The organism is Propionicimonas sp., from assembly GCF_047606205.1.
Lineage (GTDB): Bacteria > Actinomycetota > Actinomycetes > Propionibacteriales > Propionibacteriaceae > Propionicimonas.
Genome location: NZ_JASGES010000061.1, coordinates 1 through 14,974, shown reverse-complemented (window position 1 = coordinate 14,974; position 14,974 = coordinate 1). Strand labels below are relative to the sequence as shown.

Genomic DNA, 14,974 nt, shown 5'->3' with positions numbered 1-14,974 from the left:
GCCAGGGTGTCCAGGTCGTCGGGCTGGCCCTTCACCTTCACCGGCGGACGCCACTCCTGGCGCGAGATCGAACGGTGCACCTCGCCCAGCCAGAACTCGGCGTCGATCCGGTCGGAGAACAGGTGCGGAGCCTCGTAGCGCTGCCGATCCGGGCCGATGTAGCGCGCACGGAAGTACCCACTCCGGCGCTCGATGCTGCCGACGGACCGGCGCTCCTGACCCATGGGAACCTCCTGATCGGCAGGAAACCCGAGAACCATCATATCGCTGTGACTAGGGGTTTCGCTTGCCCCGAATTGTCCCCAATTGCGGGCTTGGCTGGGGCACCGGAGGTCTTGACATGGCCTCTTCTGGGTGCATGTCGCCTGTCGCCCCTGCGGTGTTTGGCCTAGTCAGAAAGGCATAATGCCTAGCCCCAGCCTGGGGCACAAATTGTCGGGGCGACAGGACTCGAACCTGCGGTCTCCTGCTCCCAAAGCAGGCGCGCTAGCCACTACGCTACGCCCCGGTGGACGGCGGCCAGCCTACGGCTCCGCGGAGACCCGCTCCAAGTCGACCTCAGCCCAGAGCGCCCAGACCCGGGTTCAGCAGGAGCCAGGCCAGCGGTTCGGCGTCGGGGATGCGTCCGTCGGTGTACGCGCACAGCAGCTGGCCCCTGACCTTCTCGGCCACCTGGGCCGCCTGCGGGGCCCGCTCCCACTCCGGTGGGCACAGCTCCAGCAAGCCGACGAGCCGCGCCCGTTCCGTCCACGACAGCAGCGGGGCCCGCCCCGGCAGCAGGCCGCCCAGCCGGTTGGCCACCCCGGCCAACTCCGTCTCCCCGACGTCGGCACTGCGGTAGTGCAGCAGCGAACTCTCCAGCGCCGCCGTCCGTCCCACCGCCGCCCTGCCGAGCAGTTCGTGACAGCGCTCGCGAGCATCCAGCCCGACCGAGAGGGACGCGATCCAGCCGGCCATCGCCACCCGGCCGTACCCCTCTCCCGCGGGGAGCCCGCCCAGCATCCGCAGCGCGTCCGACACCAGTACCGCCTCGCCCAGGCTGCGCCCGCGTGCCAACCCGAACGCCGCCCCCAGCACCGATCCCGCCGCCTCCCACTCCACCCGGTCCAGCAGGTCGTCCGCCGTCGGGTCCAGCCATACCGCCCGCCGGTCCGCGGCGAACTGGACGCACAGCGCCTGCGCCACGTCGAGCGGCTCGCCGCTGCCCACCGCGTCCCTGGCCACCGCGTGCAGCACCGCCTCCATCGGCGGCACCCACTCCAGCGGAACCCTGCTCAGACCGCGTGGCGTCTGCACGTCGAGGATCCGCCGGCCCGCCTCCGCCACCACCGTCACCACCCCGTCGGAGTAGTCGACCACCACATCGTCGGGGGCGTGCACCCCGAAGTCCGCCACGTCGCCGAACCACGGCTCCTCCGCGTCCAGCTGGGTGTCGCCCAGCCACGGCGGCAACCGCGCGGTCAGCTCGTCCAGCGCCGGGTACCAGTCCGCCACGACCGAGGTGACCAGCCGCTGGCCCGGCGACAGCTCCGCCTCCGCCGGCGCCACCAGGTAGTCCACCGATGCGCTGCTCGCCGACGGGCTGCCGAACTCCTCCAGGTACCCCTGCTCCAGCCGCAACCCGAGCACCGGCCCCGCTGCGTGCGCCGGCACCACTGCCAGCAGCGCCGTCGCGCCGCTCCCCCAGCTCCACAGGGAGAACTCGGCCCCCGGGCGCACCCGCAGCCGGTCCTCGACGGCCGCCGGACGCCGCGCCTCCCGGGTCAGCACCCACCGGATCCGCCACCCCTCCAGCACCGAGTGGCGCTGGAACACCCTGCCCTCCGGCGTGACCAGCGTGTGCTCCACCTCGTCGTCGGCCTCGAACTCCGCCGGCGCGCCCGCCGCGCCCACCCAGCCCAGTTCCACCACCAGATCGGGGCCACGCAGCAACCGGGTCGTCGTGCCATCCTCCGCGACGCGCACCTCCGCGTCGCCCCAGACCATCACCGCCGGCGCTGGCATCGCGGGCACCAGTACAGATTGCGTCCCTCGACCTCGCGCACCCTGACCTCTGCGCCGCAGGCCAGGCACGGCTGGCCCGCCCTGCGGTACACGTACACCTCGCCGCCGTGCGCGTCGACGCGCGGGTCCCGGCCCATCGCCTCCGGCGTGTGCTCCGGGCGCACCGTGTCGATCCGCCCGTGCCGCACCCCCTGCGGCATCAGCTCCACCAGGTCTGCCCAGACCCGGTTCCACTTCACCCGGGACAGCTCGTTGCCGGGCATGTCCGGGCTGATCCGCTGCCGGTACAGCACTTCGGCGCGGTAGATGTTGCCCACCCCGGCCGTCACCCGCTGGTCCATCAGCAGGGACGCGATCGTCCGCCCCGAGCGGTGCACCCGCCGCCAGCCACGTTCCGGGTCCGCGTCCGGACGCAGCGGATCCGGGCCCAGGTCCGCGACCAGCGCCGCCACCTCCGCCGGACCCACCAGCGCGCACGTCTGCGGCCCCCGCAACTCGGCCGCGTGCGCCTCGGACTCGATCCGCAGGCGCACGGTGCCGGCGCCCTCCACCGGGCCGGGGCGCACCCAGCGCAGCTTGCCGATCAGGCCGAGATGGATGTGGACAACGTGTCCGGACGGGAAGTCGAGGAGCAGGTGCTTGCCGTACGCCTCCGCGGTGTGCAGGACCGCCCCGTCCAGGAGCGCGGCGGCCTCGGCGAACCGTCCCTGGGGACTCGTCACGTGCACGGGCCTGCCCGCGAACGCGGCGTCCAGCTCGGCGGCCAGCCGATGGATCACGTGTCCCTCGGGCATTCGGTCCTCTCCCACGACGACGGTTGAGGGAGTCTAGGCTGCCACCATGAGCACCTCGGGGCGTCCTCCCGCGCCGGATCGGCCCTTCGGACGCGACGGAATTTCGGGTCTCGTCGACGCGGGGCGTGCTCTGCGCGCCCGCGACGTGTCCCGTCCGAGCCCCGAAGATCTCGCCGCTGCAGAGCAGGCAGCGGACGTCGCTCTCGCGCGCCTCGACCGCTCGCGACGCTGAAGACCCACCCCGAGGGGTATGTTTTCTCCGCGCGGTGGCACCGTCAGCTCCCCCGCGCCGGGCTCGACCCTGTCACCCCTAGCCAGTGAGGTCTCATGTACGCCGCCAACATCACGCGCGCGGAAGCGTCCGCGCGCTCCGGCCAGATCGCCGTCCACAGCTACGACGTGATCGTCGACCTGTCCGGACGCGTCCCCGATGCCCAGGCCTACGACCCCGCCGCCACCTTCGTCTCCACCTCCACGGTGCGCTTCACCAGCCGCGGCGGCGACAGCTGGATCAACCTGATCGCCGAACGGCTCCTGGAGGCCACCCTGGACGGCGTCGCGCTCCCCGAGGACGCTCTCGCCGACCACCGGCTCGCCTTCACCACTGAGCCCGGCGAGCACGAGCTGACCGTCTCCGCCCTGTGCTCCTACAGCCGGACCGGGGAGGGCCTGCACCGCTTCGTCGACCCCGTCGACGGGCTCGTCTACTGCTACACCCAGTTCGAGACCGCGGACGCGCGCCGCATGTACGCGTGCTTCGAGCAGCCCGACCTGAAGGCGATCTTCGCCCTCACCGTCGTGGCGCCGGGAGAGTGGACGGTGCTGTCCAACTCGGCCGAGGTCACCCCGGTGCTCCTCGAGGACGGCCTCGCCCGCTGGCACTTCGCCCCGACCCCGCCGATCTCCACCTATGTCACCGCGCTCGTCGCCGGCAGCTTCCACGTCGTCCGCGACAGCTACGCCGGCGCGGCCAGGGAGATCCCGCTCTCGCTGGCCTGCCGGGCCTCCGTGGCGCCCTACCTCGACACCGAGCGCATCCTCGCCACCACCAAGGCCGGTTTCGCCGTGTTCGAGGAGCACTTCGGCCTGCCGTACCCGTTCGAGGACTACGCGCAGGTGTTCGTGCCGGAGTTCAACGCCGGGGCGATGGAGAACGCGGGCTGCGTCACGATCCGGGACGAATACCTGTACCGCTCCCGGGTCACCAACGCGGCCTACGAGACCCGCGACAACACGATCCTGCACGAGCTCGCCCACATGTGGTTCGGCGACCTGGTCACGATGACCTGGTGGGACGACCTGTGGCTCAACGAGTCCTTCGCCGAGTGGGCGTCGCACTTCTGCCAGGCCGAGATCCGGGCCGCCGGGGCCGACCGGGACGACCCGTGGGCCATCTTCGCGAACAGCCGCAAGAACTGGGCCTACCGGCAGGACCAGCTGCCCTCCACCCACCCGGTCGCGGCCGACATGGTCGACCTGGCCGCGGTCGAACTGAACTTCGACGGCATCACCTACGCCAAGGGCGCCTCCGTGCTGCGCCAGCTCGTCGCCTTCGTGGGCCAGGACGCGTTCCTGACCGGCGTGCGCGCCTACTTCGCCCGGCACGCCTGGGGGAACACCCGGCTGCCCGACCTGCTCGCGGCGCTCACCGAGGCGTCCGGGCGCGACCTGTCGCACTTCGCCGCCGAATGGCTGCAGACCGCGGGCGTGAACACCATCTGGGCGGAGTTCGCGGTCGACGACGGCGGCGCCTTCTCCCGGTTCGCGATCCGGCAGGTCGCCCCGGCCGCGTGGCCCACCCTGCGCCACCACCGGCTCGCCGTCGGCCTGTACGAGGAGCAGGACGGGTGCCTCGTCCGCGTCCATCGCGCGGAGGTCGACATCGCCGGCGAGCTCACCGAGCTGCCCGAGCTGATCGGGCAGCGACGGCCCGCCGTGATCCTGCTCAACGACGACGACCTCACCTACACGAAGATCCGGCTCGACCCGGCCTCGATGGCCGCGGTGGTCAAGGGCATCGGAACCCTGACCTCGCCGCTGACCCGGGCGGTGTGCTGGGGCGCCAGCTGGGACATGTGCAGGGACGCGGAACTGCCGGCGTCCGACTTCGTCACGCTCGCGCTGTCCGGAGCGGGGGTCGAGACCGACATCACCGCGGTCCAGGGGATCCTCGGCCAGTGCCGGACCGCGATCGACTACTACACGCCCCGGGCCGACCGGAGCGACCTCAACGACCGCTTCGTCACCGGCGTCGCCCGGCTGCTCAAGGACGCCGCGCCGGGCTCGGACCACCAGCTCGCCTTCGCCCGCTCGCTGGCTGCCGCCGCCGACACCGGCTCGGTCGTCGGGGTGCTCAGCGCCTGGCTCTCCGGCGAAGAGGCCCCCACCGGGCTCGCGGTCGACACCGATCTGCGCTGGTACACGCTGTCCCAGCTCGCCCGGGTCGGGGCGATCGGGGATGCGGAGATCGATGCCGAGCTGGCCAGGGACGCCACCGCGCGCGGCGCGGAGCAGGCCGCCGGCGTCCGCGCCGCGCAGCCCACCGAGGCCGCCAAGGCCGAGGCCTGGCGGCTGGCCTGCGAGGCCGCCGACACCCCCAACGAGACCCACTTCCAGGTGTGCACCCACTTCTGGCAGCTCGGGCAGGAGGAGGTCCTGCGTCCCTACGTCGAGCGCTACCTCGAGGTCGCGCGCGCGATCTCCGACGGCACCGACGGCTGGGCGGAACGGAGCTCCACGATCCGCCAGCACGTGCTCAACCGGCTGTTCCCCAGCCCGCTGGCCGACCGCGACACCCTGTCCGTGATCGACGGGTGGCTGCGGGAGGCGCCGCTGAGCAGCTACGTGCTGCGGCAGGTCAGCGAGCGTCGAGACGACGCCGAACGGGCGCTGCGCTGCCAGGAGGCGGCACAGCGCTGAGCGGGGCTACTCGCCCTTCGCGCTCCAACCCGGGCCGAGCACCAGCGCGGCGACGACCGCGGCGATGCCGAACGGGATGAAGATCGTGAGGACGAGCATCTCGAGCACCGTGGGGTCAGTCACCTGGGGCCAGCTGGGCAGGGTCTCCAGCGGAAGGATGGCGGCGAGGGAGTGCATGCCGCCCACGCTAGCCGACCCGGCCCGCCCAGCGGGAGACCGGACCGAGAAGAGAACCGTCCCCGGTTCAGCACCCAGCGGGAGACCGGACCGAGAAGAGAACCGTCCCCGATTTCGTTCAGCACCACGTCGCCACCTGGACCGAGTCGGGGACGGTTCCTCACTCGGTCCCCCGGCCCGCCCAGCGGGAGACCGGAGGGCGGCGGTCGAGACTCCGCTATGGTGGCGGCTCGGGAATCGTGCGGCGAAACCAGGCCGCCGATCTTCGACAGCGAGGAGAGCTGCGTGGCTGGTCCGGCGCCCGACAACGAACCGACTGCCCGCGTCGTGGCCGACGAGTCGGAGATCGCCCGCTCCCTGACCCGCATCGCGCACGAACTGCTCGAGGCCAACCACGGCTCCGCTGATCTGGTCCTGCTCGGGATCCCGACCCGGGGCGTCTTCCTCGCCCGACGACTGGCCCAGACCATCGAGGGCATCGAGGGACGGCCGGTCAGGCTCGGCGCGCTCGACATCACCATGTACCGCGACGACCTGCGCGCGAACCCCACCAGGAACCCGGCGCGGACATCCATCCCCGGGCGGATCGATGACGCGGTCGTGGTCCTGGTCGACGACGTCCTCTACTCCGGGCGCACGATCGCCGCGGCCATCGACGCCCTGCGCGACCTGGGCCGTCCGCGCGCCGTGCGGCTCGCCGCCCTCGTCGACCGAGGCCACCGGGAACTCCCGATCGCCGCCGACCACGTCGGCCGCACGATCCAGACCGCGGCCGACGAGCGCGTCCAGGTTCAGCTCGCCGAGGTGGACGGGCGCGACGCCGTCACGATCTCGCGGACGGGGGAGGCGCGATGAGGCACCTGCTCAGCGCGGGCGACCTGAGCCTGGCCGAGGCGACGGCGATCCTCGACCTCGCCGAGGAGATGCACCAGGTGCAGTCGCGCCCGGTGAAGAAGCTGCCGGCCCTGCGCGGGCGCACGATCGTCAACATCTTCTTCGAGGACTCGACCCGTACCCGGACATCGTTCGAGATCGCTGGCAAGTGGCTGAGCGCCGACACCATCAACGTGTCCGCAAAGGGCTCCAGCGTCAGCAAGGGCGAGTCGCTGCGGGACACGATGATGACCCTGGACGCGATGGGCGCGGACTGCTTCGTGATCCGGCACTCCTCCTCCGGCGCAGCCGCCCAGGTGGCGAGCTGGGTGAGAGCACAGGTCGTGAACGCCGGCGACGGCCAGCACGAGCACCCCACCCAGGCGCTGCTGGACGCGTTCGCGATGCGGCAGCACTTCCGGCGGTTCGGCTCGGACGCGTTCGCGGGCAGGCGGATCGCGATCGTCGGCGACCTGCTGCACTCACGGGTGGTGCGCAGCAACGTGCTGCTGCAGCACACCCTGGGCGGCGAGGTCGTGCTCGTCGCCCCGCCGACGCTGCTGCCCACCGGCGTGCACACCTGGGGCTGCGAGGTCACCGACGACTTCGACGCTGCACTGCGGACGGCGGACGTCGTGATGATGCTGCGCGTCCAGCGCGAACGGATGACCGGCGGCTTCTTCCCCACCGAGCGGGAGTACACCGAACGGTTCGGGCTGACCGAGGAGAGACTCGCGATGCTCGGGCCTGAGGCGGCCATCTGCCACCCGGGCCCGATGAACCGCGGCGTGGAGATCTCCTCCGCCGCGGCCGACGCGGCGAACTCGCTCGTGCTCGACCAGGTCTCGGCCGGCGTGGCCGTCCGGATGAGCGTCCTGTACCACCTGCTCGGCTCGGACGAAGGAGCGATGCATTGAGCACTGGCCTGCTGATCACCGGCGCGACGCTGGCCGACGGCACCCGTACCGACCTGTACCTGGCCGATGGCGTGCTGGCCGATCCCGGATCCGCGCCCGCCGGTGTCGAACGGTTCGACGCGGACGGTCTGCGCGCCCTGCCGGGGCTGGTCGACCTGCACACCCACCTGCGCCAGCCCGGCCGCGAGGACGCGGAGACGATCGCCTCCGGGACGGCGGCGGCGGCCCGGGGCGGGTTCACCTGCGTCCATGCGATGGCCAACACGACCCCGGTCACCGACACCGCCGAGGCGGCCGAGTACGTCGCCGAACTGGCGCAGCGGGAGGCCCTCTGCGAGGTGCGCGTGGTCGGTGCGGTGACGAAGGGCCTGGACGGCGCGGAGCTCGCCGAGCTCGGCCGGATGGCCAACTCCGCCGCCGGCGTCCGCGTGTTCTCCGACGACGGCCGCTGCGTGGCCGACGCCCAGCTGATGCGCCGTGCGCTCAGCTACGTGAAGAGCTTCGACGGCGTCGTCGCCCAGCACTCGCAGGACCCCCGGCTGGCCGGACCCGGGGCCTGCTGCCACGAGTCCGAGTGGTCCGGGCGGCTCGGCCTGCCGGGCTGGCCGTCGCAGGCCGAGAGCGTGGTGGTCGCGCGCGACGTCCAACTCGCAGAGCTGACCGACTCCCGCGTCCACGTCTGCCACGTGTCGACGGCGGAGAGCGTGGACGTGATCCGCTGGGCGAAGGCCCGCGGCATCCGGGTGACCGCCGAGGTGACGCCCCACCACCTGCTGCTGGACACCCCCCTGGTCGCGGGGTACGACACCACGTTCAAGGTGAACCCCCCGCTGCGGACCTCCGAGCACCTCGAAGCCGTGCGTGAGGCGCTCGCCGACGGCACCATCGACGCGGTGGCCACCGACCACGCCCCGCACGCCCGCCAGGACAAGGACCACCCCTTCGACATCGCCCTGCCCGGCATGCTCGGGCTCGAGCAGGCCCTCGCCGTGGTCCTCGAGGTGATGGTGAACAGCGGCCGGATGGACTGGCCGACGCTGGTCGAGCGGATGTCGGCCGCTCCGGCGAGGATCGGCAGGGTGGCCGGCCAGGGGCGTCCGCTCGCCGTGGGCGAGCCGGCGAACCTCGTGCTCGCCGACCCGGCCGCCCGCAGCACCGTGGACGCGTCCGCCTCGCGGTCCCGTTCCCGCAACAACCCCTACGCCGGTCGCGAGCTCCCCGACCCCGTCGTCGCCACCTTCTGCCGGGGGGTCGCCAGCTACCGCCGCTGACGCATGAACCGATTCAGGGTCTGGGGCGATTCTGCCGCCCGGACGCGGCGTCCGTGGTTATGCTCAGGCGCAGACCGGGAGGGGGAGGCATGACTCCGCAGAGGGCGAGCGTGAAGGATGTGGCCGCACTGGCCGGCGTCTCCGTCGGCACCGTGTCCAACGTGCTGAACCGTCCGGACTCGGTCACGGAGAAGACCAGGGTCAAGGTCGAGCAGGCGATGGCGGAGCTGAACTTCCACCGCAACGCCTCGGCGCGGCAGCTGCGTGCCGGCGTGTCCCGGACGGTCGGAGCGATCGTGATGGACGTCGGCAACCCGTACTACACCGAGCTGGCCCGCGGCATCGAGGATCGGCTGGCCGCCGACGACCACACCCTGATCCTGTGCTCCTCCGACGACGACCCGCACCGGGAGGCGCAGTTCCTGCGGTTGCTCGCCGAGCAGGGCGTCCGCGGCGTCCTGGTCACGCCGATGGCCTCGACCATGCAACGGCTGGGCGACCTGCGCCGCCTGGGCATCCCCTCGGTCCTGATGGACTCCGCGAGCACACAGCACACGTCCGTCGGCGTCGACCACGTCTCGGGCGGACGCCAGGCGATCGCCCACCTGCTCTCGCAGGGCCACCGGAGGATCCTGTTCCTGGCCGGCACCCCCGACCTCCAGCAGACCCGCCACCGCCTGCGGGGCGCCATCGAGGCCGTCCAGGCCGCGGGCCTGGACCCGGTCGAGGTGCTGCACGTGGTGAACCTTCCCGCCCTCACCGCGAACGAGGGCCAGCGCGGCCTGGTCGAGGCTCTGGAGGGCCCCGGCCCGGCGCCGACCGCCGTCTTCGCGATGAACGACATCGTGGCGCTGGGGGCGATGCGCGAGCTCCGCGTCCGCCGGCTGTCGATACCGCGGGACGTGGCCGTCGTCGGGTACGACGACCTCTACTTCGCCGCCGAACTGATGACGCCGCTGAGTTCGGTGCGCCAGCCGATGCGCCAGCTGGGCTGGGCGGCGGCCGACCTCCTGCTCACCGAGACGCAGCACCCGTTGTTCGAGCCGGAACTGGTCGTGCGGGCCTCCTCGGACGCGCCCCAGAGCTGAGCGGCGGGCCACGGCGATGCGATCCGGCGCGGGAGCGGCCGTGCCGCGCCGCCGGCGCTGACCGCACGCCTGGAGCAACCCGCGTCTAGGCTGCTGGTCCGTGACCAGTCCTGACCAGTCGTGGTGGCGTGATGCCGTCGTGTACCAGATCTACCCACGCTCGTTCGCGGACGCGAACAACGACGGCACCGGCGACGTGCAGGGCATGATCGGCAAGCTGGACCACCTCTCCAGGCTCGGAGTGAACGCGGTCTGGGTGAGCCCGTGGTACCCCTCACCGATGGCGGACGGCGGCTACGACGTGTCCGACTACTGCGACATCGACCCCCGCTTCGGCACGCTCGCCGACGCCGACGAGTTCATCGCCGGCGCGCACGCCCGGGGCATCCGCGTCCTGATCGACCTCGTGCCCAACCACTGCTCGGTGGCCCACCCCGCCTTCCGGGCGGCCCTGGCCGCCGGCCCCGGCTCGCCCGAGCGGGCCATGTTCCACTTCCGCGACGGACTCGGCTTCGACGGTGCCCAGCCCCCCACCAACGGCGGCTCGCTGTTCGGCGGCCCGGCCTGGGAGCGCATGGTCGGCCCGGACGGCCCCGAACAGTGGTACCTGCACATGTTCGCGTCCGAGCAGCCCGACTGGAACTGGGCGAACCCCGCCGTCGCCGCCCTCTTCGACGACGTGATCCGGTTCTGGTTCGACCGCGGGGTGGACGGCCTGCGGGTGGACGTCGCCGACAGCCTGGCCAAGGACATGACCTTCCCCGACACCCCGGTCGACCCGGTCACCGGATTCGGCACGCCCGGCTTCTTCCCCGGCCATCCGTGGTGGAACCAGCCCGAACTGGAGACGATCCAGCGGCACTGGCGGGAGATCGCCGACGGCTACTCCGGCCAGCACCTCGGCGAGCGGATCTTCGTCTGCGAGGCGAACGTGAAGCCCCTGGACGCGCTGATCCGGTTCGTGGATCCGGGACGCATGCACACCACCTTCAACTTCGACATGCTCTGGTGCGAGTGGACCGCCGGTTCGCTGCGGGCGATGATCGACCGCAACCTGATCGCCCACGCCAGCGTCGGCGCACCGACGACCTGGGTGCTCGGCAACCACGACTCGACCCGCGTGGTCACCCGCTACGGCAAGCCGGAGACGGGGCGTCCGTTCACCCTGGCCGGGCCTCCGCCCGAGTGGCTGGGCCGGCTCGCCGACTACTTCTCAGAGCTGCCCACCGATGTCGGGCTGGGCCGGCGCCGGGCACGGGCGGCGGCGCTCCTCGAGCTGGCGCTGCCCGGTCCCGCCTACATCTACCAGGGCGAGGAACTCGGGCTGCCGGAGGTCGAGGACCTGCCCGCCGACGTGCTCGACGATCCCAGCTACTTCCGTACCGGCGGCCGGGTGCGCGGACGCGACGGCTGCCGTGTCCCGCTGCCGTGGTCGGGAACCACACCGCCCTACGGCTTCGGCGTGGATGCGAACCCCTGGCTCCCCCAGCCGTCCGTCTGGGCAGAACTCAGCGCAGCCGCCCAGGACGGCGACCCCACGTCCACCCTGAGCCTCTACCGGCGGGCGCTCTCGGTCCGGGCGAACCACCCTGCACTGGGCGACGGCAGCCTCGCCTGGAGCGAGGAGTACCCGGGTTCGGTGCTCGCCTTCACCCGCGAGCCCGGGTTCGGCTGCGTGGTGAACCTGTCCCCCGACCCGGTCGACCTCCCCGCCGGCGCCGAACTGCTGGTCGCCTCCGACGACCTGATCGACGGCCGCCTGCCCACCGACGCCGCGGTCTGGTTCGCACTCCGCTGAGCGGGCGGGCACGCGAACTCCGCTGAGCGGGCAGGCACGCAGAGGGGCCCCCGGCCGAAGCCGGGAGCCCCCACTCGGATCACGATGACTACTTCACCTTCACCTTGTGCTTGCTCGACGAGTCGGCCTTGATGCCGACGTTGCCGGCGTAGGTCACCTTCAGGGTGTGCGAGCCCTTCTTGAGGGCCGGCAGCGTGATGGTCACCTTGCCGGAGTCGGTGCTGCCGAGCACCACCGCCGCGATCGCCTTCTTGCCGTCGTACACCCTCACGGTGCCGGTCGGCGAGGTCACCCCGGACACCTTGACGGTGACCGCGACCGTGCCCTGCCGTCCCTTCTTCTTCACGTCGGCGCTGTACTTGGCCGACGTGGTCGAGGACAGCCTGCCCAGCTGGACCTCCTTGGAGGTCACCACCGTCGCCTTGTCGGCGACCGTCGCGGTCACCCGCACCTGCACGCCCCGCCCTGCGTCGTCCGCGGTCAGCTTGTACGAGGAGGTGGTGGCGCCCGCGATCACGGCGCCGTTGCGCAGCCACTCGTAGGTGAAGGACGCGTCCGCGGCGTAGCCCCAGGTGCCGGTGCTCGCCTTCAGCGTCCTGCCCACCTTGACCGTGCCGGTCAGCTTGGGCCGGGTCAGGTTCTCCGCCGCCGGCACCTCGACCTTCGGAACGATCCGCAGGATCGAGTTGGTCGCGTTCCCGCTGGAGTCGTTCGCCTTCTTGTTGACCGCGTACAGCGCGCCCCCTGCGCCGACCTCGACGTGGTTGACGTTCGTGCCACCGGCGAGGTTGGCGACGATCGTCAGCGTGGTCGCGTCGATCACGGTGATCGTCGCGCTCGACCGGTTGGCGACGTAGACGTAGCCGAAGGTCGAGTCGTAGGCCGTGTTCAGCGCGCCCACGCCGGTCGGGATGTCGGCGAGGATGCTGCCGTTGGTGGTGTCGAGCACGACCACGTTGTTCGTGGCCTGGTTGGCGACGAAGAGCCGCTTGGTGCTCGCGTCGAAGGCCACACCGGACGGCGAGCTCGCGTTGTCACCCAGCGAGTAGTAGGTGACGGCGTTGCCCTTGCGGGTGTCGATGATCGCCGCACGCTCGTTGGTCAGGCTGACGGTGTACAGCTTGCCCGTCGCCTGGTCGAGGTCGAGGCTCATCGTCACCTGGAACGGCGCGGCATCGCTGCCCAGCTCGATCCGCTGCGAGTAGGCCAGGGTCTTCGCGTTGTACACGTCGATGTAGCCATTTCCGCTCGCGCTGCGGTCCGCGGAGGAGACGTAGACCAGACCGGTGGTCTCGTCCACGGCGAGGTCGCGGCTGTGGCCGGTCAGCGAGTCGGGGAACTGCTTGACCAGGGAGAGGTCGTCCTGGGAGTAGACGGCCACCGTGTTCTGGCGGGTGTTCGACACCCACACCTGATTGCCCGCGTTGTACAAGGCGATGCCGTAGACCCCGTACACCCCCTTGCTGGAGTCCCCGGAGTCCACCGGAGCGGGCGCGACGGTCTTCTCGATCTCGAGCGTGGCTGCGTCCAGCTTGGTCAGCGTGGAGTCGAGGATCGGCGGACGACCCACCGCAGCTGTGGTGAAGGTCTTGCCGGTGGCGGGGTTGGTGACCGACTGGTAGAGGCCGCCGGCCAGCACCTTCTCGGTGACGGTGAAGTCGCCGGTGTTGCGCAGCGTGTCATCAGGGGTGACCACCGTGCCGGTGTCGTAGCTGTGCGCGGCGCCGTCGTTGTAACCCAGCGAGATGGAAGCTCCGACCGGGGCGTCGGCCGGCACCTTCACGTCGGCGAGGGACGCATGGCCGCTCCCGTCCGCGCTGCCGTTCGCAGCGAGCCAGTTCTTGCCCGAGGTGCCGAGGCTGGTCACCGACGCGTTCGCCGGCAGGTTCACGGCGGTCAGGGTGACGGTGGCGTTCACGCCCGGGTTCGCGCTGAACGAGGTCACGGGGGTCGTGGTGAAGCCGAGCTGCTTGGCCGCGTCATCGCTGCCGGTGAGCGTGATCGTGTGATCACCGGCCAGGGCGGTGCCCGCCGCCAGCGTGGTGGTGCCGGAGAACGTGCCGTCATCGGCCACGGTCAGCGTGTCCTTGCTGCCGGTCCACTGCACGGCCGCGCCGGCGTAGCTCAGTGCGACGGTGCTCGCCGCGGTGTACCCCGAGCCGGAGATCGACAGCGTCACCGCCCCGGTGGAGGCCACACTCACCTTGCTGACCGACGCCGAGCCGGTCGTGCTCGGTGCGTCGACGGTGAAGTAGTCGAACTTGGAGATCGCCGAGCCGCCGTCGGTGCCCGAGAGCACCCGGATCCAGTAGGTCTCCGCGCTCGTGCTCTCCGCGAGGTCCGCGGGCAGGGTCAGCGTGACCGAGAAGTCGCCGTTCGTGTCGGGCAGCTTGGCCGCATCGGTGACGTAGACGGCTCCCCCGGTGGTCTGGCCGTCGGGCTGCTCGTCTCCGAAGGCGATGTCGCCGTCGTTGATCTTGAACGCGAGGAAGCCGCCGTCGGCCGGCCGCTGGTCGAAGCCCGAGCCGGTCACCGTAATGGTGCCGCCGGGCGCGACCGGGCTGGTCGTGACGGCGAAGGTGCCGTTGCCGGTCGTGCCCTTCGGGGCTGCGACGGCGACGGGCGCGTTGGCGGCGAGGCCGCCGGCGAGCGCGGTGACCGCGGCGAGCGCCACGAGTCCCCGTAGGCGCCGCGTCCTGGCCGGTACCACCGGCCTGACTGCGCTGTCTGTCATGTCTCTCCTCTTCATGCTCCGCAATCCGGAACGTTTGCTTAGGCTAAGCTAACCTTCATCCGCTGAAGTTTGCCAACAAGAGTGTTGCGAATTTGGACGGAGAGATCGGGACTGGCGCGATGCGCTAGCTTAGGCGAGCCTTACCTACTGAACATCTGATGATTGCCATGAGAACCGCAGCCACCACACACCCGCCTCGGCCCGACCCGGCGAACCGGGCAGGCCGGACGCGTCGATGGGCCGGCGCCGCACTGACCGTCCTGCTGGCCCTGACCTCCGGATGCGCGGCGATGCCGGCGGCGTCCGGCGCGGCCGCGACGGCCGACCGGACGGTCACCGACGCCGAGGGCACCCCGGTGACGGTGCCGGCGAACCCCTCCCGCGTGGTCGTGCTCAGCG

The 14,974-nt window shown here is 71.5% G+C and carries 11 protein-coding genes, 1 tRNA gene and 1 pseudogene; 7 read left to right on the top strand and 6 right to left on the bottom strand.

Annotated elements, in window-relative coordinates; translation table 11 throughout:
- The 4 genes from QM633_RS04030 to QM633_RS04015 form a co-directional block, all read right to left on the bottom strand.
- On the bottom strand, positions 1-224 hold a 224-nt coding region (locus QM633_RS04030), incomplete at its 3' end, for a hypothetical protein (protein WP_415152441.1).
- 211 nt (positions 225-435) lie between these two features.
- A tRNA-Pro gene (locus QM633_RS04025) sits at positions 436-508 on the bottom strand.
- Between the two features lie 50 nt (positions 509-558).
- On the bottom strand, positions 559-2,013 hold the full coding sequence (locus QM633_RS04020; RefSeq protein WP_415152440.1) for a hypothetical protein: 1,455 nt from the start codon (positions 2,011-2,013) through the stop codon (positions 559-561).
- Positions 1,986-2,798 carry an Fpg/Nei family DNA glycosylase gene (locus QM633_RS04015; RefSeq protein ID WP_415152439.1) on the bottom strand — a complete coding sequence of 271 codons (813 nt, stop codon included), beginning with the start codon at positions 2,796-2,798 and terminating at the stop codon, positions 1,986-1,988. Before QM633_RS04015 ends, QM633_RS04020 begins: the two co-directional genes overlap by 28 nt.
- A 327-nt stretch (positions 2,799-3,125) precedes the next feature.
- Here QM633_RS04015 and pepN point away from each other — a divergent pair, with 327 nt between their 5' ends.
- Positions 3,126-5,717, top strand: a complete 2,592-nt coding sequence (gene pepN / locus QM633_RS04010; protein WP_415152438.1) for an aminopeptidase N — start codon at positions 3,126-3,128, stop codon at positions 5,715-5,717.
- A gap of 6 nt (positions 5,718-5,723) precedes the next feature.
- Here the strand turns inward: pepN and QM633_RS04005 are convergent, their stop codons facing one another.
- Positions 5,724-5,894, bottom strand: coding sequence for a hypothetical protein (locus tag QM633_RS04005; protein WP_415152437.1), 171 nt, complete (start codon positions 5,892-5,894; stop codon positions 5,724-5,726).
- Positions 5,895-6,179: 285 nt separating this feature from the next.
- Between QM633_RS04005 and pyrR the strand changes: the two genes are divergently transcribed.
- The 5 genes from pyrR (at position 6,180) to QM633_RS03980 (ending at position 11,841) form a co-directional block, all read left to right on the top strand.
- Positions 6,180-6,749 carry a bifunctional pyr operon transcriptional regulator/uracil phosphoribosyltransferase PyrR gene (gene pyrR, locus QM633_RS04000; protein WP_415152436.1) on the top strand — a complete coding sequence of 190 codons (570 nt, stop codon included), beginning with the start codon at positions 6,180-6,182 and terminating at the stop codon, positions 6,747-6,749.
- Entirely contained in the window at positions 6,746-7,684 is a 939-nt protein-coding gene (locus QM633_RS03995; protein ID WP_415152435.1) for an aspartate carbamoyltransferase catalytic subunit, read from the top strand. Before pyrR ends, QM633_RS03995 begins: the two co-directional genes overlap by 4 nt.
- Positions 7,681-8,955 (top strand): dihydroorotase, encoded by a 1,275-nt coding sequence (locus tag QM633_RS03990; protein ID WP_415152434.1) that lies wholly within the window; start codon positions 7,681-7,683, stop codon positions 8,953-8,955. Before QM633_RS03995 ends, QM633_RS03990 begins: the two co-directional genes overlap by 4 nt.
- A gap of 89 nt (positions 8,956-9,044) precedes the next feature.
- Complete coding sequence (locus tag QM633_RS03985) at positions 9,045-10,043, top strand: LacI family DNA-binding transcriptional regulator (RefSeq protein ID WP_415152433.1); 999 nt, start codon at positions 9,045-9,047, stop codon at positions 10,041-10,043.
- A gap of 100 nt (positions 10,044-10,143) precedes the next feature.
- Positions 10,144-11,841: a glycoside hydrolase family 13 protein gene (locus QM633_RS03980; RefSeq protein WP_415152432.1), complete on the top strand. Its 1,698-nt coding sequence runs from the start codon at positions 10,144-10,146 to the stop codon at positions 11,839-11,841.
- A gap of 88 nt (positions 11,842-11,929) precedes the next feature.
- On the opposite strand, the gene QM633_RS03975 is transcribed toward QM633_RS03980, so the two are convergent.
- Positions 11,930-14,575 carry an Ig-like domain repeat protein gene (locus QM633_RS03975; RefSeq protein WP_415152431.1) on the bottom strand — a complete coding sequence of 882 codons (2,646 nt, stop codon included), beginning with the start codon at positions 14,573-14,575 and terminating at the stop codon, positions 11,930-11,932.
- A gap of 167 nt (positions 14,576-14,742) precedes the next feature.
- Here QM633_RS03975 and QM633_RS03970 point away from each other — a divergent pair.
- A pseudogene (locus QM633_RS03970) lies at positions 14,743-14,974 on the top strand (hypothetical protein); the annotation flags it as partial.

Bases quoted from the DNA above. Each gene is read 5' to 3' on its own strand.
- QM633_RS04005 (WP_415152437.1), bottom strand. From the start codon at position 5,894: ATGCACTCCCTCGCCGCCATCCTTCCGCTGGAGACCCTGCCCAGCTGG.
- pepN (WP_415152438.1), top strand. From the start codon at position 3,126: ATGTACGCCGCCAACATCACGCGCGCGGAAGCGTCCGCGCGCTCCGGC.
- QM633_RS03995 (WP_415152435.1), top strand. From the start codon at position 6,746: ATGAGGCACCTGCTCAGCGCGGGCGACCTGAGCCTGGCCGAGGCGACG.
- QM633_RS04015 (WP_415152439.1), bottom strand. From the start codon at position 2,798: ATGCCCGAGGGACACGTGATCCATCGGCTGGCCGCCGAGCTGGACGCC.
- QM633_RS03985 (WP_415152433.1), top strand. From the start codon at position 9,045: ATGACTCCGCAGAGGGCGAGCGTGAAGGATGTGGCCGCACTGGCCGGC.
- QM633_RS03975 (WP_415152431.1), bottom strand. From the start codon at position 14,575: ATGACAGACAGCGCAGTCAGGCCGGTGGTACCGGCCAGGACGCGGCGC.